Origin of the sequence: Nonomuraea sp. NPDC052265 (genome assembly GCF_044547985.1) — a bacterium.
Lineage (GTDB): Bacteria > Actinomycetota > Actinomycetes > Streptosporangiales > Streptosporangiaceae > Nonomuraea.
The window spans coordinates 27,495-47,869 of sequence record NZ_JBIUBJ010000031.1; the positions used below are offsets into that span (position 1 = coordinate 27,495).

Annotated in this window: 21 protein-coding genes and 1 pseudogene; 8 read left to right on the forward strand and 14 right to left on the reverse strand. The window is 73.3% G+C overall.

Features of this window, described 5'->3' with window-relative positions; translation table 11 throughout:
• Positions 1-43 precede the first annotated feature (43 nt).
• Together ACIHAD_RS44580 and ACIHAD_RS44585 are read left to right on the forward strand one after the other, a co-directional pair.
• Positions 44-586, forward strand: a complete 543-nt coding sequence (locus ACIHAD_RS44580; RefSeq protein WP_397360909.1) for a hypothetical protein — start codon at positions 44-46, stop codon at positions 584-586.
• A gap of 94 nt (positions 587-680) precedes the next feature.
• Positions 681-1,094, forward strand: coding sequence for a VOC family protein (locus ACIHAD_RS44585; protein ID WP_397360910.1), 414 nt, complete (start codon positions 681-683; stop codon positions 1,092-1,094).
• 17 nt (positions 1,095-1,111) lie between these two features.
• Here the strand turns inward: ACIHAD_RS44585 and ACIHAD_RS44590 are convergent, their stop codons facing one another.
• The 3 genes from ACIHAD_RS44590 to ACIHAD_RS44600 all read right to left on the reverse strand — a co-directional run bounded on the left by ACIHAD_RS44590 (position 1,112) and on the right by ACIHAD_RS44600 (position 5,122).
• Complete coding sequence (locus ACIHAD_RS44590) at positions 1,112-1,942, reverse strand: SDR family oxidoreductase (protein WP_397360911.1); 831 nt, start codon at positions 1,940-1,942, stop codon at positions 1,112-1,114.
• The gene (locus tag ACIHAD_RS44595; RefSeq protein ID WP_397360912.1) at positions 1,939-4,326 is read right to left on the reverse strand and encodes an ATP-binding cassette domain-containing protein; all 2,388 of its coding nucleotides are present in this window, start codon (positions 4,324-4,326) and stop codon (positions 1,939-1,941) included. The genes ACIHAD_RS44590 and ACIHAD_RS44595 overlap by 4 nt, the downstream gene beginning before the upstream one ends.
• A 178-nt stretch (positions 4,327-4,504) precedes the next feature.
• On the reverse strand, positions 4,505-5,122 hold the full coding sequence (locus tag ACIHAD_RS44600; RefSeq protein WP_397360913.1) for a TetR/AcrR family transcriptional regulator: 618 nt from the start codon (positions 5,120-5,122) through the stop codon (positions 4,505-4,507).
• Positions 5,123-5,170: 48 nt separating this feature from the next.
• Here ACIHAD_RS44600 and ACIHAD_RS44605 point away from each other — a divergent pair, with 48 nt between their 5' ends.
• Positions 5,171-6,661 (forward strand): FAD-dependent oxidoreductase, encoded by a 1,491-nt coding sequence (locus ACIHAD_RS44605; RefSeq protein WP_397360914.1) that lies wholly within the window; start codon positions 5,171-5,173, stop codon positions 6,659-6,661.
• A gap of 33 nt (positions 6,662-6,694) precedes the next feature.
• Here the strand turns inward: ACIHAD_RS44605 and ACIHAD_RS44610 are convergent, their stop codons facing one another.
• Together ACIHAD_RS44610 and ACIHAD_RS44615 are read right to left on the reverse strand one after the other, a co-directional pair.
• Complete coding sequence (locus tag ACIHAD_RS44610) at positions 6,695-7,438, reverse strand: SDR family oxidoreductase (RefSeq protein WP_397360915.1); 744 nt, start codon at positions 7,436-7,438, stop codon at positions 6,695-6,697.
• A 277-nt stretch (positions 7,439-7,715) separates the two neighbouring features.
• Entirely contained in the window at positions 7,716-8,312 is a 597-nt protein-coding gene (locus ACIHAD_RS44615; RefSeq protein WP_397360916.1) for a TetR family transcriptional regulator, read from the reverse strand.
• 58 nt (positions 8,313-8,370) lie between these two features.
• Between ACIHAD_RS44615 and ACIHAD_RS44620 the strand changes: the two genes are divergently transcribed.
• Positions 8,371-8,649, forward strand: a complete 279-nt coding sequence (locus tag ACIHAD_RS44620) for an antibiotic biosynthesis monooxygenase family protein (protein WP_397360917.1) — start codon at positions 8,371-8,373, stop codon at positions 8,647-8,649.
• A 2-nt stretch (positions 8,650-8,651) separates the two neighbouring features.
• Here ACIHAD_RS44620 and ACIHAD_RS44625 read toward each other — a convergent pair whose 3' ends face one another.
• The 4 genes from ACIHAD_RS44625 to ACIHAD_RS44640 all read right to left on the reverse strand — a co-directional run bounded on the left by ACIHAD_RS44625 (position 8,652) and on the right by ACIHAD_RS44640 (position 12,518).
• Entirely contained in the window at positions 8,652-9,323 is a 672-nt protein-coding gene (locus tag ACIHAD_RS44625) for a response regulator (protein ID WP_397360918.1), read from the reverse strand.
• A 20-nt stretch (positions 9,324-9,343) separates the two neighbouring features.
• A complete protein-coding gene (locus tag ACIHAD_RS44630) occupies positions 9,344-10,627 on the reverse strand; it encodes a sensor histidine kinase (protein WP_397360919.1) in 1,284 nt (427 codons plus the stop codon).
• Entirely contained in the window at positions 10,624-10,764 is a 141-nt protein-coding gene (locus tag ACIHAD_RS44635; protein WP_397360920.1) for a hypothetical protein, read from the reverse strand. Before ACIHAD_RS44635 ends, ACIHAD_RS44630 begins: the two co-directional genes overlap by 4 nt.
• Before the next feature lie 116 nt (positions 10,765-10,880).
• The gene (locus ACIHAD_RS44640; RefSeq protein WP_397360921.1) at positions 10,881-12,518 is read right to left on the reverse strand and encodes an ABC-F family ATP-binding cassette domain-containing protein; all 1,638 of its coding nucleotides are present in this window, start codon (positions 12,516-12,518) and stop codon (positions 10,881-10,883) included.
• Between the two features lie 449 nt (positions 12,519-12,967).
• Between ACIHAD_RS44640 and ACIHAD_RS44645 the strand changes: the two genes are divergently transcribed.
• Entirely contained in the window at positions 12,968-13,738 is a 771-nt protein-coding gene (locus ACIHAD_RS44645) for a methyltransferase domain-containing protein (protein ID WP_397360922.1), read from the forward strand.
• Between the two features lie 16 nt (positions 13,739-13,754).
• Here ACIHAD_RS44645 and ACIHAD_RS44650 read toward each other — a convergent pair whose 3' ends face one another.
• Positions 13,755-14,903 (reverse strand): FAD-dependent oxidoreductase, encoded by a 1,149-nt coding sequence (locus ACIHAD_RS44650; protein WP_397360923.1) that lies wholly within the window; start codon positions 14,901-14,903, stop codon positions 13,755-13,757.
• Between the two features lie 116 nt (positions 14,904-15,019).
• On the opposite strand from ACIHAD_RS44650, the gene ACIHAD_RS44655 reads away from it, so the two are divergent.
• Positions 15,020-15,601 (forward strand): TetR/AcrR family transcriptional regulator, encoded by a 582-nt coding sequence (locus ACIHAD_RS44655; protein WP_397360924.1) that lies wholly within the window; start codon positions 15,020-15,022, stop codon positions 15,599-15,601.
• Positions 15,602-15,614: 13 nt separating this feature from the next.
• Here ACIHAD_RS44655 and ACIHAD_RS44660 read toward each other — a convergent pair whose 3' ends face one another.
• The 4 genes and pseudogenes from ACIHAD_RS44660 to ACIHAD_RS44675 form a co-directional block, all read right to left on the reverse strand.
• Entirely contained in the window at positions 15,615-16,004 is a 390-nt protein-coding gene (locus ACIHAD_RS44660) for a PPOX class F420-dependent oxidoreductase (protein ID WP_397360925.1), read from the reverse strand.
• A 237-nt stretch (positions 16,005-16,241) separates the two neighbouring features.
• Positions 16,242-18,038: a CocE/NonD family hydrolase gene (locus ACIHAD_RS44665; RefSeq protein WP_397360926.1), complete on the reverse strand. Its 1,797-nt coding sequence runs from the start codon at positions 18,036-18,038 to the stop codon at positions 16,242-16,244.
• Between the two features lie 104 nt (positions 18,039-18,142).
• Positions 18,143-18,364 (reverse strand): annotated as a pseudogene (locus ACIHAD_RS44670) (cytochrome P450); the annotation flags it as partial.
• Complete coding sequence (locus ACIHAD_RS44675) at positions 18,300-18,794, reverse strand: hypothetical protein (protein WP_397360927.1); 495 nt, start codon at positions 18,792-18,794, stop codon at positions 18,300-18,302. The gene ACIHAD_RS44675 and the pseudogene ACIHAD_RS44670, both read right to left, overlap by 65 nt.
• A 423-nt stretch (positions 18,795-19,217) precedes the next feature.
• Between ACIHAD_RS44675 and ACIHAD_RS44680 the strand changes: the two genes are divergently transcribed.
• Positions 19,218-19,409 carry a hypothetical protein gene (locus ACIHAD_RS44680; protein ID WP_397360928.1) on the forward strand — a complete coding sequence of 64 codons (192 nt, stop codon included), beginning with the start codon at positions 19,218-19,220 and terminating at the stop codon, positions 19,407-19,409.
• A gap of 35 nt (positions 19,410-19,444) precedes the next feature.
• Positions 19,445-20,341, forward strand: a complete 897-nt coding sequence (locus ACIHAD_RS44685) for a polysaccharide deacetylase family protein (protein ID WP_397360929.1) — start codon at positions 19,445-19,447, stop codon at positions 20,339-20,341.
• Positions 20,342-20,375 lie beyond the last annotated feature (34 nt).

A 20,375-nucleotide genomic window follows, 5' to 3' on the forward strand; every position in this document is an offset into this window, starting at 1 on the left:
TGTGGCCCTCGTCACCGGCCTCACACCACACGAAGGCACGAACATGAGGACATCACCACGGGGCTCGCGAGCGCTGCTGCCCTTCTTGTCGGCCCTGTGCGTGCTGGCGCTGCTGCCGGCCTGCAACCCGGGGCAGCGGGAGTCGCCCCTGCCCCAGGGCACGTCCCGGGAGGGGCTGGTCGACGGGCAGGTGGGCGCGATGCGGCTGCTGCACGTGCACATCCTGGCCCCGCCCATGGACCGGCAGAAGGCGGGCGACGACCTGGGCCTGTACCTGACGCTGGTCAACGAGAGCGACCAGCCCCAGAAGCTCGACGGCGTCAGCACCGTGCACGCCAGGAAGGTCGTCTACCGCGCGGGGCCCGGCGCGCCGCAGGAGGACGTCCATGTGACGGTCCCGGCTCGCTCGACCGTCTCGCTCCAGGAGGGGCAGAGCCGTCCGCACCTGGAGATGCTGGACATCGACCGTCCGCTCGGCGCGACGCCGATCGACGTCACCTTCCGCCTGACCACCGGCACGACCACCCTGCGCATCCCGGTGCTGCCGCTGGAACCGGGGACCACGCCCGCCCCGGGCCACAGCTGACCCGGTCTCGCCAGGCTTCCTCCTGAGAGCGTCGCCGGACGGCGGTCAGGAACGGAGAAGCGCCGCCAGGCGGGGCGCGGCTAGCGTGACGGGCATGGACATCAGCATCCACTCCAGCTACCTCCCGCACGACGACCCGGACGCCTCCCTGGCCTTCTATCGCGACGCCCTCGGCTTCGAGGTGCGCGGCGACGTCGGCTACGACGGGATGCGCTGGATCACCGTCGGCCCCGCCGGCCAGCCCGGCACGTCGATCGTGCTGCAGCCGCCGGTCCCCGACGGGTGCGGGATCACCGAGGACGAGCGCCGCACGATCATCGAGATGATGGCCAAGGGCACCTTCGCCGGCATCAACCTGGCCACGGACGACCTCGACGCCGTCTTCGACCGGCTGGCGGCCGGCGGCGCGGAGATCGTCCAGGAGCCGGCCGAGCAGCCGTACGGGGTGCGCGACTGCGCCGTACGCGACCCGGCGGGCAACCTGATCCGCATCAACCAGCGTCCCTGACCGGCCGGGCGGCCAGGTCAGGGACGGGAGCGGTCGAGGAACCGGCGCGCGCCGCGCAGCACGGTCCGCAGCTGCCGCTGGGTGGCGGCGCAGTCCAGGCGCACGTCCAGCGGGCCCGGCACGCCCGACCCGGCGCGCAGGCCCGCCGGGAGCCGGTCCGGGTCGAGCCCGTCGCGGCGGGCGATGAGCAGGCCCAGCTCGTACCGGCTCACCGCGTCTGCCCCGGCGACGTGGTGGACGCCGGACCGGCCGGAGGCGGTCAGTTCGAGGAGGGCCGCCGCGAGGTCGGTGACGTGCACCGGGCATCGCACGTCGTCGGTGAACAGCACGCCCTCGGTCCCGCCGGTGGCCAGGGCGTGCACCCGGGCCTCGTGCGACGAGCCGCCGTCGCCGATGATCAGCGACGTCCTGGCGATCACCGAGTCCGGCGCGACCGCGGCCACGACCGTCTCGGCGGCCGCCTTGGCCGCGCCGTACGGGGTGATCGGGTCGGGCACGCACGTCTCGTCGTAGCGGGTCGCGGCCCCGGAGAAGACCGCGTCGCTGGAGACGTGGACCAGGCGGCTGCCCGCCGCGGCGGCGGCCAGGGCGACGTTCGCGGCCCCGGTGGCCGTGGTCGCCCAGTCGTGCTGGCGGAAGGCGGCGTTGACGACCGCCTCCGGCCGGACCGCGGCGACCAGCGCCTCGACGTCGGCGCGCCGGCGCACGTCGAGCGGCGACCACGCGACGCCGGCCGCCTCGCCGGGGCGGGTGTGGCAGGTCGCGGTCACCCCGTGCCCGGCCGCCGCGCCCTGCCGGACGAGCTCGGCGCCCAGGAAGCCGCTGCCGCCGACGACGAGCAGCCTCATGGGGTGGTGGCGCCGACGTAGGCGGCCAGGTGCTCGCCGGTCAGTGTGGAGCGGGCGGCGACGAGGTCGGCGGGGGTGCCCTCGAAGACGACCCGGCCGCCGTCGTGACCGGCTCCGGGACCGAGGTCGATGATCCAGTCGGCGTGCGCCATGACCGCCTGGTGGTGCTCGATGACGATCACCGACTTGCCGCCGTCGACGAGCCGGTCGAGCAGGCCGAGAAGCTGCTCGACGTCGGCGAGGTGCAGGCCGGTGGTGGGCTCGTCGAGCACGTAGACGCTGCCGCTCTTCTCGGCCATCTGGGTGGCCAGCTTGAGCCGCTGCCGCTCGCCGCCGGACAGCGTGGTGAGCGGCTGGCCGAGGCTCAGGTAGCCGAGCCCGACGTCGGCGAGCCGGCCGAGGATGGCGTGCGCGGCCGGGGTGCGCGCCTCGCCCGCGCCGAAGAACTCCTCGGCCTCGGTCACCGGCATCGCCAGCACCTCGCTGATGTCCCGGCCGCCGAGGCGGTACTCCAGCACCTCGGCCTGGAACCGCCTGCCCTCGCACTCGTCGCACACGGTGGCGACGCCGGCCATCACGCCCAGGTCGGTGTAGATGACGCCGGCGCCGTTGCAGTTGGGGCAGGCGCCCTCGGAGTTGGCGCTGAACAGCGCCGGCTTGACGCCGTTGGCCTTGGCGAACGCCTTGCGGATCGGGTCGAGCAGGCCGGTGTAGGTCGCCGGGTTGCTCCGCCGCGAGCCGCGGATCGGGCTCTGGTCGATCGACACCACGCCCGCGCCGGCCGGGACGGACCCGTGCACGAGCGAGCTCTTGCCGGAACCGGCCACGCCGGTGACGACGACCAGCACCCCGAGCGGGATGTCGACGTCGACGTTGCGCAGGTTGTGCCTGTTCGCGCCGCGGATCTCCAGCGCGCCGGTGGGCTTGCGCACCTCCTCCTTGAGGCGGGCGCGGTCGTCGAGGTGGCGGCCGGTGACGGTGCCGCTGGCCCGCAGCCCCTCGACGGTGCCCTCGAAGCAGACGGTGCCGCCCTCCGTGCCGGCGCCGGGGCCGAGGTCGACGACGTGGTCGGCGACGGCGATGGCCTCCGGCTTGTGCTCGACGACGAGCACGGTGTTGCCCTTGTCGCGCAGCCTGGCCAGCAGGCCGTTCATCCGCTGGATGTCGTGGGGGTGCAGGCCGATGGTGGGCTCGTCGAAGACGTACGTGGTGTCGGTGAGGGAGGAGCCGAGGTGGCGGATCATCTTGACGCGCTGCGCCTCGCCGCCCGACAGCGTCCCGGCCGGCCGGTCGAGCGACAGGTAGCCGAGGCCGATCTCGACGAAGGAGTCGAGCGTACGGCCCAGGGTGGCCAGCAGCGGCGCCACGGACGGCCGGTCGAGGCCGCGGATCCACGCGGCCAGGTCGGTGATCTGCATCCGGCACGCGTCGGCGATGCTGACGCCGTCGATCTTCGAGGACCTGGCCTCCGGGCTGAGCCGGGTGCCGTCGCACTCGGGGCAGGTGGTGAAGGTGACCGCCCGTTCGACGAAGGCGCGGATGTGCGGCTGCATGCCCTCCTTGTCCTTCGACAGGAACGTCTTCTGGATCTTCGGGATGAGCCCTTCGTAGGTGAGGTTGACGCCCTCGACCTTGACCTTGGTCGGCTCCCGGTAGAGGAAGTCCTGCATCTCCTGCTTGGTGAAGTCGCGGATCGGCTTGTCGGGGTCGAGCAGCCCCGACTCGGCGTAGACGCGTACGGTCCAGAAGCTGTCGGACTTCCAGCCGGGGATGGTGAAGGCGCCGGCGGCCAGCGACTTGGAGTCGTCGTAGAGCTGGGTGAGGTCGATGTCGGAGACCGTGCCGCGGCCCTCGCAGCGGGGGCACATGCCGCCCAGGCGGGTGAAGCTCTGCCGGACCGTCTTGCTCGATCCGCGTTCGACGGTGATCGCGCCGGTCGCGCGGACCGAGGGCACGTTGAAGGAGTAGGCGTTGGGCGAGCCGATGTGCGGCTGCCCGAGCCGGCTGAACAGGATGCGCAGCATCGCGTTGGCGTCGGTGGCGGTGCCGACGGTGGAGCGGGGGTCGGCGCCCATGCGCTGCTGGTCGACGATGATCGCGGTGGTCAGCCCTTCGAGCACGTCGACCTCGGGCCGGGCCAGCGTCGGCATGAAACCCTGGACGAACGTGCTGTAGGTCTCGTTGATCAGCCGCTGCGACTCGGCGGCGATCGTGGCGAACACCAGGGAGCTCTTGCCCGAGCCGGACACGCCGGTGAACACCGTCAGCCGGCGCTTGGGGATCTCGACGCTGATGTCCTTGAGGTTGTTCTCGCGCGCGCCGTGGACCCGGATCAGATCGTGGCTGTCGGCGACCTGCCGCTCGGGCGGCGTGTGCGTGCTCATCGTTTCTCCATCTCTCGCGCGGGGCCCCCGCCGGCGTCGCCTGGCCGGATCCGACCAGCTACGAGGGTACGGCCTCACGGTAACGGGGTCCGGGGGCGGGCGCTTCTCCGTTCCTGACCGGTGCGCCCGCCCGCCCGCGGAGACGGCGTTCAGGGACGGGTGCTTCGCCAGAAGCCGCCTACCCGCCCGCCAGCCCCCGTTCCAGCACGTCGAAGGCCAGGTCCACGGCGGCGACGTGGTCGGCGAGCACGTCGGCGGCCCTCTCCCCGGCCAGTTGGCGGGCCGCGGCGGCCAGGTAGGCCGAGCGGAAGGCGCCGACGAGCATGGCCGCGGTCAACCGGCCGGGCAGCCCCTCTCCGGACTTGTCGATCAAGGTCGCGAGCACGGCCTCCAGCTCGTCCGCGATCTCCCTGGCGCGCGCCCGCAGCGCCGCGGAGCCGGTCACCACCCGGAAGAAGTGCACGAACCGGTCGTCGATCCCGCCGAGCGGATGGCCCTCCCGCGCGTGCCGGACGAGCATGCCCCGCAGCGCGGACAGCACCGGCTCGCCCGGCCGGCGGCCCCGGACGGTCTCGGTGATCAGGTCGACCAGCTCGGGGATGCGGTCGAAGAAGATGTCCTCCTTGCGGGGGAAGTAGTTGAACACCGTCACCTTGGAGACGTCCGCCGCCGCGGCGATCTCGCCGATGGTCACCTCGTCGAAACCGCGTGCGTAGAACAACATCGAGCCGTGGTCGGAGATGCGCTTGCGGGTCTCGGCCTTCTTGCGTTCGCGGAGCGATGGGATCTCTTTCACAGAAAAAAGTGTATCGCACTTAAAATTTAGTCGGGTATAGTTTTCGCCATGGACTACGACGTGATCATTTCCGGTGGCGGTCCCGTGGGGCTGATGCTCGCCTGCGAGCTGCGGTTGCACGACGTCCGCGTGGCGGTGCTGGAGCGGCTGACCGACATCGACCAGACGGTCAAGGCCGGCTCGGTCAACACGCCCACGGCGGAGGCGTTCTACCGGCGCGGGCTGCTCCCCGTGCTGGAGGAGGCCCAGGCCGAGACCATGAAGGCGTTCCAGGCGTTCATGGCGCAGCGGGGCGGGGCGGCGGCGGGCGAGCGGCCCAAGGTGTCCTCCTTCGCCGGGCACTTCGCCGGGCTGTGGCTGCTCAACGAGCTGGTGGACGAGAGCGACCCCGACTTCGCCGACCGCGGACCGGCGTCCCGCCTCACCGGCATCCGGCAGCAGGACATCGAGCGGGTGCTCGGCGAACGCGCCGCCGAACTCGGCGTGGACGTGCTGCGCGGGGTGGAGCTGACCGGCTTCGAGCCCTCCGCCGACGGGGTCGTCGTGCGGGCGGGCGAGCGCGAGTTCCGCTGCGGATGGCTGGTGGGCTGCGACGGCGGCCGCAGCACGGTGCGCCGCCTGGCCGGCTTCGACTTCCCCGGCACTCCCCCGCTGATCACCGGCCACCAGGCCGTCGTGTCGATGGAGGGCGGCGAAGGGCTGGCCGTCGGCTGGAACCACACCGACACCGGCACCTACGCCAACGGGCCGGTCCCCGGCCGCATCCTCACCGTGGAGTTCGACGGACCGCCCGAGGACCGCACCACGCCGGTCACCGCCGAGGAACTGCAGGCCAGCCTGCGGGCCGTCTCCGGCGTGGACGTCACCGTCACCGGCGTCAAGACGGCCACCCGCTTCACCGACAACGCCCGCCAGGCCACCACCTACCGGCTGGGCCGGGTCCTGCTGGCCGGCGACGCGGCGCACGTCCACTCCCCCTTCGGCGGCCAGGGGCTCAATCTGGGCATCGGCGACGCCGTCAACCTCGGCTGGAAGCTCGCCGCCGTGGTCCGGGGCCGCTCGCCCGAGGCGCTGCTCGACACCTACACCGCCGAACGCCACCCCATCGGCGCGTGGGTGCTCGACTGGACCCGCGCCCAGGTGCAGCTCATGCGGCCCGAGGCCGGTCCCTGGGCGCTGCGGGCCGTCGTGTCCGACCTGATCGGCACCACCGAGGGCACCACGTACTTCGTCAAGCGGCTCTCGGGCGTCTGGCAGCGCTACGAGCTGCCCGGCGACCACCCGCTGGTCGGCCGGAGCGTCCCCGACCTGGAGCTGGCCGACGCCAGCCGGGTCGCCGACCACCTCCACGACGGGCGGGGGCTGCTGCTGGATCTCGGGGCCGGCCTGGCGGCCGACCCGCGCGTGCCGATGCTGGCGGCCAAGCCGGTGGACGTCCGCGAGTTCGGCGGCCTGCTGGTCCGGCCCGACGGCGTCGTCGCCTGGGCGGGCGACGCGCCGGACGCGGCACTGGAGGAGGCCCTGGCCGCCTGGTTCTGACCGCCACCCGAGCGGACCGTCATGACGTGCGGCCTACTGGGCGGCGGCCCAGTCGTGGTACGTGATCCGCCCCAGGACGGCGTCGTCGCCGGGCACCAGCGAGCGCTCGGTCAGCTCGCTGCCGAAGTAGCGGGCGCGCTCGTCGGCGACCACCTGGCGCGGGTCGCCGAGGCCGGCCAGCGCCTGGCGGAAGAACTCGTCCATGCGGTACTGCTCGGGGCCGGCGATCTCGGTCCGGCCGTTCAGCGGCGTCCCGGTCGCGACCCGGCCGACCGCGGCCGCGACGTCGTCGCCCGCGACCGGCCGGAACAGCACGGGCGCGATGTGCACCTCGCCGTCCACGGTGGCCTCGTCGGCGATGCCGCGCACGAACTCGAAGAACTGCGTCGCGTGCACCAGCGAGTACGGGAGCCCCGACTTCTCGATCAGCCGCTCCTGGGCGATCTTGGCGGCGAAGTAGCCGTTGTCGGGCAGGCGATCGGTGCCCACGACCGACAGCGCGACGTGGTGACCGACGCCCGCCGCGGCCTCGGCGGCCAGCAGGTTGCCCGTGGAGGTCTCGAAGAACTCCAGCACCGCGGCCCGCTCGAACGACGGCGAGTTGGAGACGTCCACGACGACCTGCGCGCCCTCCAGGACGTCGGCCAGCCCCTCGCCCGTGAGGGTGTCGACGCCGGTCCTCGGGGACGCGGCGACCGCCTCGTGCCCGTCCCCGGCCAGCTTCTTCACCAGCTTCGACCCGATCAGGCCGGTCCCGCCGACCACGACAACCTTCATCACGACCTCCCTTTCACCCGGGGCACCCCCTCTGATGACATGTCCAGTCCGCGCCCCGGCGGCACCGGCCGTGACGCGTCCATTACCCGTCGATGTCCTGTCCTGTCCGGGCGCCCCGGGAGATGATCGGGACGAAAGACCCCAGCCCGGAAGGACCCGCCTTGAGCGACGCGTACGCGACCCGAAGCCGGCTCAGCCCGAGCGCCGTGGCACGCCCCTCCGCGATCCACGGCACCGGCCTGCTCGACCGCATCGCGGCCGACCGCGCCGAGGACAACTAGCCCGCGCCGCGGTCGGCCGGGGGCAGGAGGGCGGCGACCAGGGTGCGGAGGGCGGCCAGGGCCTCGGGGGCGTCGACGCGGTCGGGGGCGAGCAGCCACTGCTGGTGGATGCCGATGCCGGCACCGACGAGCGCGACGGCCAGGGCCTCCGCCGACAGGCCCGGCGGCAGCGGCAGGCGTTCGAGCCAGCGCCTGCAGTGGTCGCGCAGCGTGTCGTGGATCTCGACGTAGCGGTCGCGGATGGGCGAGCCGGGCTCCAGCGCCTCGACCAGCAGGGTGACGAAGAGCTTGGTGGTCGGCAGGGCGAACATCGCGCCGACCCCCAGGTCGAACGGCCCGAAGCCCGGATCGCCGGACTCGGGGACGGCGGCGAGGCCGTCGCGGACCCTGGCCACCGAACGTTCGAGCACGGCCAGCAGCAGGCCCTCCTTGCTGCCGAAGTGCCACGGGATGGAGCCGCGGCTGATGCCCGAACGCTGGGACACGTCGTGGAACGTCGTCTGCCGGTAGCCCTTCTCGGCGAACAGCTCGGCCGCCGCGTTGAGGATCAGCTCGCGGCTCTCGTTGCTGGTCTGTTCCCGTCGCGTTGTCACGCCACCCCCTCTGTGCTAACAATCGTATTCTATGTTGGCCAACACAGAGGAGAGTTCCGTGAACGTCGCCATGATCGCCTCGCACTACCCGCACGCCGCCTACCGGGAGGAGTTCGTCGAGCGGGTGCGCAAGGTGGCCGAGGTGTTCCGGGGCATGCCCGGCTGCCTGTCGGCCGAGTGCTGGCTGTCGGAGGACGCGGTGGTCTCCATCGTGCGCTGGGAGTCCGACGAGGCGTTCGCCGCGTCGCTGGCCGCGCTCGGGACCGCCGACGTCGACGTGGCCTTCGACGAGCGCGAGGCCCGGCCGCGCGAGATCGTCCGGCTGGCCGCCGCCTGAGGTTAGTAGCCCGAGGGGCGGACCAGCCCCGTCTCGTACGCGAAGACCGCCGCCTGGGTACGGTCGCGCAGCCCGAGCTTGACCAGGATCCGGCTCACATGGGTCTTGACCGTCTGCTCGGCGACCACCAGGCGCTCGGCGATCTCGGCGTTCGACAGGCCCTGCGCGATCAGCGACAGCACCTCGGTCTCGCGCTCGGTCAGGTCGCCCACGCGCTCCTTCAGCGGCACCCGCCGCGAGCCGCTGACCCGGGTGAACTCGGCGATCAGGCGCTTGGTGAGGTTCGGGGCCAGCAGCGCGTCGCCGGACGCCACCACCCGCACCGCGTGGGCCAGCTCGGCCGCCGAGGCGTCCTTGAGCAGGAATCCGGACGCCCCGGCGCGCAGCGCCTCGTAGACGTAGTCGTCGAGGTCGAACGTGGTCAGGACCAGCACCTTCGCCGACGCGTCCGGACGGGCGGCGATCCGGCGGGTGGCCTCGATGCCGCCGAGTTCGGGCATGCGCACGTCCATGAGGACGACGTCGGGGTCCAGCTCGGCGACCTTGGCGACGGCGTCGAGCCCGTTGACGGCCTGGCCCACGACCTCGATCCCGGGCTCGGCGTTGAGCAGCACGGTGAAGCCCTGGCGGACCATGATCTGGTCGTCGGCGATGAGCACGCGGATGCTCGTCATGAGGTGGTCTGGATGCCTTTCTATGAATCGACCGGCAGGAACACGCTGACCTCGTAGCCGCCCTCCGGCGTGGGCCCGGCGACCAGGTCGCCGCCCAGCATGGCGGCGCGCTCGCGCATGCCGAGCAGCCCGTGCCCGGCGCCGGGCGAGGACGGCGCCGGCCTGCCGGGCGGATCGTTGACGACCCGGATGGCGAGGGCTCCGGGCCGGTACGCCAGCCGGACCGCCACCGCCGCACCCGGGGCGTGCCGCATGGCGTTGCTGAGCGCCTCCTGCACGATCCGGTACGCCGACAGCTCCACGCCCGGCGACAGCGGGCGCGCCTCCCCGGCGATCTCGGCGGAGAGCGTGACGCCCGCGCCGCGCACGTTCGCCACCAGCTCCTCCAGCCGGTCGAGGGTGGGCTGCGGCGCGTCGGCCGGCTGGTCCTGCGCGCGCAGCACGCCCAGGACCCGGCGCAGCTCGGTCAGCGCCTCGACGGCGTTCTCGCGGATGCCCGCCAGGTTCTCCCTCAGCTCCTGCGGCGGGTCGTCCACCAGGTGCGGCGCGACCTGCGCCTGGATGGAGATCACCGACATGTGGTGGGCGACCACGTCGTGCAGTTCGCGGGCGATCCTGCTGCGCTCCTCCAGCAGCGTGCGGCGGGCCCGTTCCTCGGCCGTCAACCCCTCCTGGGCCTCCAGCCGGGTACGGGTCGTCCTGAGCTGGCGCACCCCGGACCCGACGGCGACCGCGACCGCGTCGGCCAGCAGGGCCGTCATCCCCAGGCCGCCTCCGTTGGCCTCCGGCATGAGCACCACGATCACCACCACCGTCAGCGCGGTCATCGCCAGCGCCTCGACGGCGACGCGGGGGCGTACCCGCAGCGCCAGCAGGAACAGCACGCCGGACTGCAACGCGACGCCGGAGCCGGTCCACGGGAAGGCGAGCGGGTTGTCGTAGGTGAAGGGCAGCCTCTCGTACGCCTCGGGATGCACCGTCCAGGGGAAGCTGAGCTGTTGCGACACGTACGTCATCCCTGACCGCGCCCCGGCGACCATGAGCACGATCGTCGCCCACCAGGCGGGCAGCGGGCGCCACATCGCCAGCACCAGGGCCCCCGCCATGGCCATGGCCAGCAGCGGGACGGTCGAGTCGATGCCCTCCCCGGCGGGGTACATGCCCATGGCCAGCGCGTACAGGACGACGAGGACGTGCGGGAGCCGGGACAGGCCGCGCGGCCCGCCCATGCGGGGCAGGGGGTCGCGGGCCGTCGTCCACAGGTCCGCGCGCAGGGTCGCGAGGGCTTTCCGCAGCCTGCTCATCCGCCCTCGCCCACGTTCCTTCTGCCCTGTCTTGCACCCTTGGTCCAGCTTACGGGTCGGCCGGTCACGATCCGCGCGAGGTTGGCCAGCGCCGTCGATCCGGCCGCCAGGTAGTCGCTGTGGCCGCGGGTGCCCATGAGGGGTCCTTCCGGTTTGGGGGACGGTCCCCCGACGCTACGGATCCCCCCGGCTCGCGGGCCTCCCGCTGGGGAGCTCACTTCCCGCGTAGCTCTCGGGTACTACGGGATGTACCTCAGCCGTCCGCGGGCAGGCGCAGGTGGCGGCCCCTCCAGCGGGCACGCAACCAGCGGTCGTGGCCGGCCACCACGACCGCGCCGGGACCGTCCTCGGCCATGGCGGCCTCCAGCTCGTCGGCCAGGCCCGGCGACAGGTGGTTGGTGGGCTCGTCGAGCAGCAGGACGTCGGGCGGATCGGCGATCAGCAGCGCCAGCGCGAGACGGCGGCGCTGGCCCGCCGACAGCTCCCCCACGCGCAGGTTCGTGTCGCGCGGGCGGATCAGGCCGAGCGAGCGCAGCGGCACGGACCCGGCCAACTCCGGCCCGAGGGCCTGTTCGTACGTCTCCCGCACCGTGCGGCCGGGGTGCTCGAACGCCGTGTCCTGAGGCAGCAGGCCGACGGTCAGCCCCGGCCGCCGCCGTACCCGCCCAGCCGGTTCCAGGTCGCCGGCCAGGACCGCGAGGAGGGTGGACTTGCCCGCGCCGTTCGGTCCGGTGACCAGCAGCCGGTCGCCGGAGCGCAGGTCGAGCCGGTCGAGCGAGAGCCGCCCGGCCACCTCGACGCCCCGCACCGACAACAACGGCTCGTCACCACGGTCCTCCCCCGCTATGAGGAGGGGGGCGGTGAGGCGGAGCGGGGGTGGCGGGGCGGGCACCTGCTCGCGTTCCAGCTCGGCGAGCCGGCGGGCGGCCTCGCGCACCCGCCGGGAGATCTGCTGCTGCACGCGTCCGGCGCGGTGGCCGTAGCCCATCTTCTCGTTGTCGCGGCGCAGCCCGTCCTGCGCCACCCGCCGCGCGGTCACGGCGACGGCGCGGCGCAGCTCGCCGAGCTCCTCCTGCTCGGCCGCGTGACGCCGTTCCCAGCGTTCGCGCTCGGCGCGTTTCCCGGTCAGGTACGCGCTGTAGCCGCCGCCGTACCGGACGGGGCCGTCCACGGCGGGGTCGAGGTCGAGCAGGTCCGTGCAGACCGCGTCGAGGAAGGCCCGGTCGTGGCTGGCCACGACCACCACGCCGGTCATCCCGCGCAGCTCCTCCTCCACGAAGACGGCGGCGTCGTCGTCGAGGTGGTTGGTCGGCTCGTCCAGCAGGAGCGCGGCGGGCCGCCTGACCAGCAGCGCCGCCAGGGCGAGCCGGCCGCGCTGCCCGCCGGACAACGACCCGAGCGCCCGCGTCAGCGGCACGCCGCCCAGGCCCAGCCGGTCGAGGACGATCTCCGCGCGCCGGTCGGCGTCCCAGGACTCGCGCTGCTGCGCCTGGTCGAGCCGGGCCCCGTACGCTTCGAGCAGAGCGGCGTCGTCCGGCGACATCGCCAGCTCGCCGGTGAGCCGGTCGAGCTCGGCCAGGTCCGCCCGCGCCTCCCGTAGGGCGTCGTCGAGCACGCCGGCGAGCGTGTCACCGGCCGCGAACGGCAACTCCTGGTGCAGGAAGCCCAGGTCGGCGGGGCGTACGACGGTGCCGGAGTCGGGCTCGTCCACGCCGGCCAGCAGGCGCAGCAGCGTCGACTTGCCCGCGCCGTTCTCGCCGATGAGCCCGATCCGGCGGCCGGGGGCGGCGGTGAGCGACAGGCCGTCGAGCACGCGGCGCGTGCCGAGCGTCCGGACGAGATCGTGGGCCAGCAGCGCGTCGCTGACCGGCGGGCAGGGGTTGGAGACCATGTGAACCTCGGAGGAGGAAGCGGGCACGCCGAAGCCGCCCGGAAGGGGAACAGGGATTCGGGGACGACGAACAGGGCCACGCCGGCGGCGCTCAAGCGCTCACGCCGGGGCCGATCACCCTCCGGTGTCACCCGGAGATGTCGTCGTCACCTGCCATGTCTGGTCTCCTGACCGTGGATCACCAAGATTCCCCCGTAGCCTACGCGGCCCCGGCGGCCGCCGCTCGACCTCCTCCACCCGCAGGACGTCGATCCCGCCGTACTCGTGGAACCGCACAGCCTTCATCGCGTGATCACCGCTCTTCCTCGTCGGGACCGGTCCTCGGACCGGCCGCACCCCGCCATGCCCGCACCTCGGCCGCCGGAGGAGCGGAGCACTCTTCCCAGGACCGGTGATCCTAGGGACGGCCGCTTGACTTCAAGCGGACTTGAAGCCGCAGGATGCCGCACATGACCAAGAACCAGACGACAGGCCGCACCGGCGAGGAGACCGACGCGCTCATCGCCCTGCTCGACATCGGGGACGGCATGCCCGGGGCGAGCGAGCTGCGTGCGCGTTCCTACGAGTTGCTCGACCTCGTCCCGGAGGCGGCGGTGGCCGACGTCGGCTGCGGATCCGGCCGCGCGGTGGCGGAGATGGCCGAGCGGGGCGCGCGGGCGATCGGCATCGACCCCGACGAGCGGATGATCAGCGTGGCGGGCGGGCGCTGGCCCGACGCCGAGTTCCGGGTGGCGCAGGCGTACGAGCTGCCCTTCGCCGACGGCGAGCTGCGCGGCTACCGGGCCGAGAAGGTGTACCACGTCCTGGACGACCCCGCCCGCGCCGTCGCCGAGGCGCGGCGCGTGCTCGCCCCCGGCGGGCGGATCGTGCTGCTCGGGCAGGACTGGGACACCTTTGTCATCGACTCCGGCGACGCCGGGCTCACCCGCCGGATCGTGCACGCCCGCGCCGACCTCGTCAGATCCCCGCGCGTCGTCCGCCGCACCCGCAACCTCCTGCTGGACGCGGGCCTCACCGACGTCACCGTGGAGGTCCGCACCAGGGTGTGCACCGACGCGACGATGGTGCCCGCGCTGGCCGACCTGGCCGGGAAGGCGAGCGCGGCCGGGGCGGTCACCGACGCGCAGGCCGAGAGCTGGCTCGCCGAGCAGCGCGAGCGGGGCCGGACCGGGCGGCTGTTCCTGGCCCTGCCGATGTTCGTGACCGCGGCCACGCGTTAGCCCATGGGCGCCGGGGTCAGCGGCGGGGCGGGGCGAGGGTGGCGAGCTCGCCGCTCTGGTGCCGTTCGAGCAGGGCCTCGGCGCCGTGCTCAAGGGCCCGGGCCGCGTCCGCCGCGCGCGGGAGCATGGTCGTCTCGTACGCGGCCACGGCCTCGGCCACCGTGGCGGAGCCGGCCAGCGCGAGGGCGAGTTCGCAGGCGTCCAGCACGGCCAGGTTGGCGCCGACGCCGAGCGGCGGCATGAGATGGGCGGCGTCGCCGAGCAGGGTCACGCTCGCCGACCGCTCCCACGCGTACGGGACGGGCAGCGCGAACAGCGGACGATCGACGTACGGCCCGTCGTTGCCGGTGATCATCCGCAGCAGGGACGGCGACCAGCCGGAGAAGGCGTCGAGCAGCCAGGAGCGGATCCCGTCGGTGTCGCCGGCGTTCAGGCCGTTCGCGGCGAGCCAGCCGGCGGGCAGGCGCTGGATGACGTAGACGCGGATGTGGTCGCCGCCGTTGCGCTGGGCGAACAGGGCGCGGTCGCCGTCGGCCGCGGTGGCGCCGCCCTGGCCGACGAGCGCGGCGAGGTCGGGGTGCGCGTTGTCGACGTCCTGGAACCACGCCTCCAGGAAGGTGACCCCGGTGTAGCGCGGCACGGCCGCCGAGACCGCCGGCCGCACCCGGGAGAACGCGCCGTCGGCCCCTATGACCAGGTCCGCCTCGACGGACGTGCCGTCGGTGAAGTGCACCCGTCGCGGGCCGCCGGCCGGGCCGGTGACCCGCTCGACGGCCCGGCCCCACCGCACGGTCCCCGGCTCTAGCGAGCCGAGCAGCAGGTCGCGCAGCGCGCCCCGGTCGATCTCCGGCTTGAAGAACTCGTCCTCGGCCGGGACGTGGTGGTCCAGCAGCCGTCCGGCCGGGTCGAGCAGGCGCATCTCCTGCCCTTCCGGGCGTGCCAGCAGGAAGAAGTCGTCGAGCAGGCCGGCCTCGCGCAGGGCCACCTGCCCGTCGTCGGCGTGCAGGTCGAGCGTGCCGCCCTGGTCGCGCGCCCGCGGGTGGGGGTCGCGCTCGTGGACGGTCACGGGGATGCCGTGCCGCTGCAGGACGCGGGCGCAGGTGAGCCCTCCGGGGCCTGCCCCGACGACGTGGATCCGCGCGGCGGCGGGTGCGGGTGAGCGCATGGCTGAACCTCTCGTTCACGGTTCCGGGTGGGTACGGACCCAGAAAACCAGAACGAATACAAAAGTGCAACAGGTCCACTTATTGCCTCATGCCACCTTTTGCTAGGGTGGGCGGCATGGACACGCCACCCGTCACCGGCCGCCGCGAACGCAAGAAGGCCGCCACCCGCAAGGCCATCGCCGACGCCGCCCTGCGGCTGTTCTTCGAGCGCGGCTACGACCGGGTGAGCGTCAGGGACGTCGCCGAGGCGGCCGACGTGTCGACCACCACGCTGTTCAAGCACTTCCCGAGCAAGGAGGCGCTGGTCTTCGACGAGGAGGAGGACCGGGAGGCGGAGCTGGTGGCGGCGGTGCGCGGGCGTCCCGAGGGGCAGAGCGTCGTCGAGGCGCTGCGCGCGCACGTGCTGGCGTCCTGGCCGCCGGTCGCGGGCCATCCGCTGCGGGCCGAGTTCACCGCGCTCGTGGAGTCCACGCCGGCGCTGCTGGAGTACTACGAACGGATGTGGACCCGGCACGCCGCCGCCCTCGGCGCGGCCGTCGCCGAGGACGCGGGCGTGGACCCCGACGACGTCGCCTGCCACGCGCTCGCCCGGTTCGTCCTGGAGACGCCGGCGCTCACGCGGGGGCGCAAGGATCTTCGCGGGGCCGTCGAGCAGGTCTTCGACCTCCTCGCGCACGGCTGGCGCCCGCCGCGCTGACGGCCCGCGCTTCTCAGACGATCCGGGACGACCGTCCTCCGTCGATCCCCCACGAGATGATCCTCACGGGGGTGATCGTGATGACCTCCCGCGAGAAGTACGGCACCGGCGGCTCATGGTCGGCCGAGGCCACCGCCGTGCCCCGGATCTCGATGCCGCGCACCACCCACGGGTCGACCGAGGCCAGATCGTCCACGACGAGGGCGACCGTGCTGCCCTGCTGGACGTTCCTGAACTTCTTGGAGGCCCCCATCGCGTGCCCGCCGATGGTGATCGTGCCGGAGGCGGCGTCCACGAAGAAGCCCACGGGGTTGTTCTGCACGTCTCCGGACGGGGAGACGGTGGCCAGGCGGCCGAGGTGCTGTCCGGCCAGGTAGTCGAGCTCTGCCTGCGTGAAAATCATGCGGAAAGTATGCAACCTTGACACCGGCGTCACCCCAAATCGCCCCATGTGGCGTGGATCACTGTCACAGGCGCCGGGTGACCGGCATCTCCTGTGCGACCGGCACGACGTCGAGGCGTGACGGCCCGCGGCCGAGGGTCTCCAACCCAGCTCTCGGTTCCGCGGCGGCCGGGCGAAGGCCGGACGCCGCGGAGCGCTTCGGCCTCCGGCCCTCTGCCGCTGACCGGCCCGGGCCGGTCAGCGGCGGGACGGCCGCAGCGGGAAGGTGCCCGCGCCGACGCCGCCGAGCGTGGTGGTGTAGGCCGCGAGGTACCGGTCCAGGTACGGCGAGCGGTCCCCCTGGGTGGGCACGTCGGGCCGCGCGGACAACAGGTCGAGGCTCAGCCGCGCGCCGGAGACCTTGATCGTGTTGCCCGAGGGCACGTCCAGCCAGCCGTTGGACTCGATGGTCCCGATCTGGACGCCCAGCCGGTGGCCCCGCTCGAACGTCCAGTCGGGCGACTTCAGGTCGAACGCGACCGGGCCGCCGCGCTCCAGGAGGGCGACGTTCTCGTCGAACATGGTCGCCCGGCCGTCGGGGGCAACGTCCCACAGGCGGACCATGACGTTCCCGTTCGTGCTCGCGTCCAGCCTGATCCTCGGCGTGCCGGTGAGCCTGAGCTTCTCGGCGGCGGGCGTGGACCAGGTCCAGTAGCTGCTCGAAGCGGACGCGCTCTGCCTGGCCGAGCTCTTCTCGGCGGTGGAGAGCGGTTCGAGCGGCGGCGCGTGCTCCATGTCCCAGCGGCCCGAGGGGGTCGAGGTCGCCGTCGCGGCGCCGCCGCCGTCGTCCACGTACGCGCCGGCGGACAGCCGGGCCTCGTACGACGTCGTGACCACCGGCCAGGCCGGCTGGGCACGCCACAGGCCGAGGCTGTCCTCGATCGCGTACGCCGGGTCGGCCACCGAGGGACGCACGCCGCGCAGGTACTGGTCGTAGAACCGCATCACCTCGTCGAACCAGCCCGCGCGCCCCTGCAACAGCCGGCCCTGGGCGTCGGTGTCGTTGCCGCGCACGTGCTCCCACTGGCCGAGCCAGCCGCGTTCGCGGCCCCGGTGGTTGGCGAGGTAGACCTCCATGTCCTCGGGCTTGGTGTTGGGCTCGATGAAGCCCTGGGTGACCAGCAGCGGCGTGCTGGTGCCGGCCGCCCGGTCGGCCAGGTTGCGCGCCCTCCAGTAGGCCGAGCGCAGGTCGGGATTGTTGTTGTTGGTGATGTTGTCGGTCAGGCAGGCGGGGTGGGCGGCCTCGTACTGCGCGTTCGCCTTGTACCGGTCGCTGTCGCCGGCCATCGGCGGCATCGTGGCGATCGAGTTGTACGCCTCCGGCGTGCCCGTGACGTTGGGCCGCGGGACCTTGTTGCTGAACAGGTAGTTGTACATGTTCCAGACCGGCTCCTGGGCGACGACCGCCTTCAGGCCCGGCAGCCTGAGGTTGTTGCCGACCAGGCCGGTGACCGCGTCGTAGGACTTGCCGTACATGCCGACCTTGCCGGTGGACCAGGGCTGGGCGGCCGACCACTCGACGGCGGCCCGCACGTCGGCCTGCTCGCCGGGGCCCACCCAGTCCAGGCAGCCGGTGCTGCCGCCGAAGCCGCGCAGGTCGACCATCACGAAGGTGTAGCCGCGGGCCATCAGCCCGGCGCCGTCGACGAAGTCCTGGAAACGCGCCGACGGGCCGACCCGGTCCCATCCTTCGGGGCCGGTCTGCCCGGCGTGGGCGAAGTAGGGGCCGACCGAGACGATCACCGGCGTCCGCGCGCCGGCCGGCAGGTGCGCCGGGCGCAGCACGTCGGCGTGGAGTTCGACGCCGCTGCCGTCGGAGGAGGGGAAGTACGCCTCGGTCCAGGCTGCGCCCACGGGGACACGGGGGTTCTCCTCGTGCGTCACCCCCGGCGCCGCGGTCAGGGCCGAGGCGGGCGGGCCGCCCGTGGTGAGGGCGGTGAGGGTGACCAGGGCGGCGGCCGCCACAGTGGCCGTCGCCTTTCCGCGGATGTTCATCGACTCTCCCGTGCATCGGTGTGCGGGCGGCGTCCGAACGAGCGTGCATCACTCATATGCCAGCGGGCACGCCGAGGCAAGGCCCGCCACATCCGTCCGGAGTGTCAGAGGGGGCGGCGGGTGGTCAGGCGCATGCGGATGTCGTGCTCGGCCCACAGCACGAAGCGTTCGGCCGGCGTCACGGGGTGGTCCTCGACCGGCTCGAAGGCGAACCTCCTGAGCAGCACGGCGAGCACCAGCTCGGCCTCGACCATGGCCAGGCTAGCGCCCTCGCAGCCGCGCGGCCCGAGGCCGAAGGGGATGTAGGCGTAGCGGTGGCGGGCGGCCTGCTCCTCGTGGGTGAACCTGGCGGGTCTGAACGCGTGCGGGTCCGGCCAGTGGCGCGGCGGGGCCGGGGTTGCGTGCGAGCAGGTGCAGGGTCCAGGAGACGGCCACGCCGGCGGTGTGGTGGGCCGCGAGCATGATCATGAGTACGGTGACCCGGATCCGGGCGGGTGACATGTCCGCCTTCGCCAGGGCGGTCACCAGTTCGCTGCCGCCGCGGGCCAGGACCCCGTCCACGACCTCGCGCAGATACGCCAGCGCCCGCTCGCCGCGCGCCGGGTCGTCGTCGCGCTCGTACAGGCGGCCCAGGTGGATGGTCAGCACGGTCTCGAACGCGCTGACCACCCGGGCCGGGTCGGCGAGGCCGCCGCCCAGGGCGTACTGGGCGATCATGCGCAGGGACAGCTCGCTCAGGTCCTGCTGGAACGTCACCGGGCCGTCGGCGGCGCGGCGTTCCCAGCGGTCGGCCGGCTCGGTGGCCAGGGTGACGAAGCCGGAGCTGGTAGGTGTGCAGGCCGCCGGCGGCCGCGATGGCGCTCAGTCCGCCGTCTGCCGCGGGAGGGGGACCGGGGATGTCAGCCACCCGGCCGCCGTCTCGCGCACACGCCCGCCCGGCAAGTACGCCACCCGGACCCGGCGCGGCCTCGCGTCCCCGGCGCGGCGATCGCCATTGACGGAGGTTGTTCTGCTGCTGCACGATCGGTAGGAAGCTTTCCGGCCTACGGCGCGTGAGGTCCTTTGAGCCAGCGGTACCAGGCGGGCGCCCAGCGGGCGCTGTGGGCGCTGAACGCGCGGGCCGTCCTGGAGGCGATCGACCACGAGGGGCCGCTGGGCTGCCCTGGCCCGTGAGGGGACGTGCGGGCGCGGCGGGTCCTGGTGCAGGTGGCGGAGCGGCTGGCGGTGGTGATCGCGTCCATCGCGCTGGTCATCGAGCCTGAGCTCGTCGTGATCGGCGGGCCGTCCGGCGATCCGGCCCTGCTCGATCCGGTCCGGTCCGTGCTCGCCCGCGAGGCCTCCTTCAGCACCGCCGTCGCCACAGCCCCCTGACCGTCCACCGGCCTCCACCTACGAAGGGTCCCCTGATGACGCTCGCCTCCCGGCTCGGCCACGCCCCCGACGACCGGCTGCTCATCGTCAACGCCGACGACTACGGCATGAGCCGGTCGGCCAACCTCGGCATCACCTCCCTCCTGCGCGCCAGGGCGATCAGCTCGGCCACGGTGATGACGCCCTGCCCGTGGGCGCCGCAGGCCGCCGCCGAGGCCGCGGGCTTCGACGTCGGGGTGCACCTGACCCTGACCAGTGAGTGGGAGGGCTACCGCTGGGGCCCGGTCACCCGCGACCACCCCGTCTCCACGCTGGTGGACGAGACCGGCTACTTCCCCCGCGACTGCGCCTCCTTCGAACGGTCCGCCGACCCCGACGAGGTCCGCGTGGAGATCGTCAACCAGATCCGCAAGGCCGTCGCTCTCGGCCTGGACCCCTCGCACGCCGACAACCACATGGGCAGCCTGTACGGCCTGGCCACCGGCCGCCACTTCCTGGACGTCGTCCTGCCGGTGTGCGCCGAGTTCGGCCTGCCCTTCCGCCTGCCCCGCTCGCTGGAGGGCACCGGCGCGCCGGAGGAGCTGGAGCCCGTGGCGCGGGCCCTGGCCGCGATGGCCGACGAGGCCGGGGTGGTCATCCTCGACCGCCTGTGGTCGCTGCCCTTCCAGCAGGCCGACGGCGACGACTACGACTCGCTCAAGAAGGACATGATCGGGCTGCTGCGCTCGCTGCGTCCGGGCGTGACGGAGATCTACATCCACCCCTTCGAGGACACCGACGAGCTGCGCGCGATCATGCCGGGCGCGGCCAAGCGCGGCTGGGAGCTCGCCCTGTTCACCGACCCCGACGTCCGCGAGGTCCTGGACGGCGAGGACGTCAAGCTGATCGGCTGGCTGGACCTGCGGGCGGTGCAGCGCGGGGAACGTCTCTGACCTCAGGCGCGGCCGGGGGTCGGTCCCGCGCTCA

Coding starts and splice junctions, on each gene's coding strand:
- ACIHAD_RS44585 (WP_397360910.1), top strand. CDS start 681: ATGGACATCAGCATCCACTCCAGCTACCTCCCGCACGACGACCCGGAC.
- ACIHAD_RS44590 (WP_397360911.1), bottom strand. CDS start 1,942: ATGAGGCTGCTCGTCGTCGGCGGCAGCGGCTTCCTGGGCGCCGAGCTC.
- ACIHAD_RS44630 (WP_397360919.1), bottom strand. CDS start 10,627: ATGAGCAGGCTGCGGAAAGCCCTCGCGACCCTGCGCGCGGACCTGTGG.
- ACIHAD_RS44645 (WP_397360922.1), top strand. CDS start 12,968: ATGACCAAGAACCAGACGACAGGCCGCACCGGCGAGGAGACCGACGCG.
- ACIHAD_RS44595 (WP_397360912.1), bottom strand. CDS start 4,326: ATGAGCACGCACACGCCGCCCGAGCGGCAGGTCGCCGACAGCCACGAT.
- ACIHAD_RS44635 (WP_397360920.1), bottom strand. CDS start 10,764: ATGGGCACCCGCGGCCACAGCGACTACCTGGCGGCCGGATCGACGGCG.
- ACIHAD_RS44625 (WP_397360918.1), bottom strand. CDS start 9,323: ATGACGAGCATCCGCGTGCTCATCGCCGACGACCAGATCATGGTCCGC.
- ACIHAD_RS44660 (WP_397360925.1), bottom strand. CDS start 16,004: ATGATTTTCACGCAGGCAGAGCTCGACTACCTGGCCGGACAGCACCTC.
- ACIHAD_RS44605 (WP_397360914.1), top strand. CDS start 5,171: ATGGACTACGACGTGATCATTTCCGGTGGCGGTCCCGTGGGGCTGATG.
- ACIHAD_RS44650 (WP_397360923.1), bottom strand. CDS start 14,903: ATGCGCTCACCCGCACCCGCCGCCGCGCGGATCCACGTCGTCGGGGCA.
- ACIHAD_RS44640 (WP_397360921.1), bottom strand. CDS start 12,518: ATGGTCTCCAACCCCTGCCCGCCGGTCAGCGACGCGCTGCTGGCCCAC.
- ACIHAD_RS44610 (WP_397360915.1), bottom strand. CDS start 7,438: ATGAAGGTTGTCGTGGTCGGCGGGACCGGCCTGATCGGGTCGAAGCTG.
- ACIHAD_RS44580 (WP_397360909.1), top strand. CDS start 44: ATGAGGACATCACCACGGGGCTCGCGAGCGCTGCTGCCCTTCTTGTCG.
- ACIHAD_RS44685 (WP_397360929.1), top strand. CDS start 19,445: ATGACGCTCGCCTCCCGGCTCGGCCACGCCCCCGACGACCGGCTGCTC.
- ACIHAD_RS44665 (WP_397360926.1), bottom strand. CDS start 18,038: ATGAACATCCGCGGAAAGGCGACGGCCACTGTGGCGGCCGCCGCCCTG.
- ACIHAD_RS44655 (WP_397360924.1), top strand. CDS start 15,020: ATGGACACGCCACCCGTCACCGGCCGCCGCGAACGCAAGAAGGCCGCC.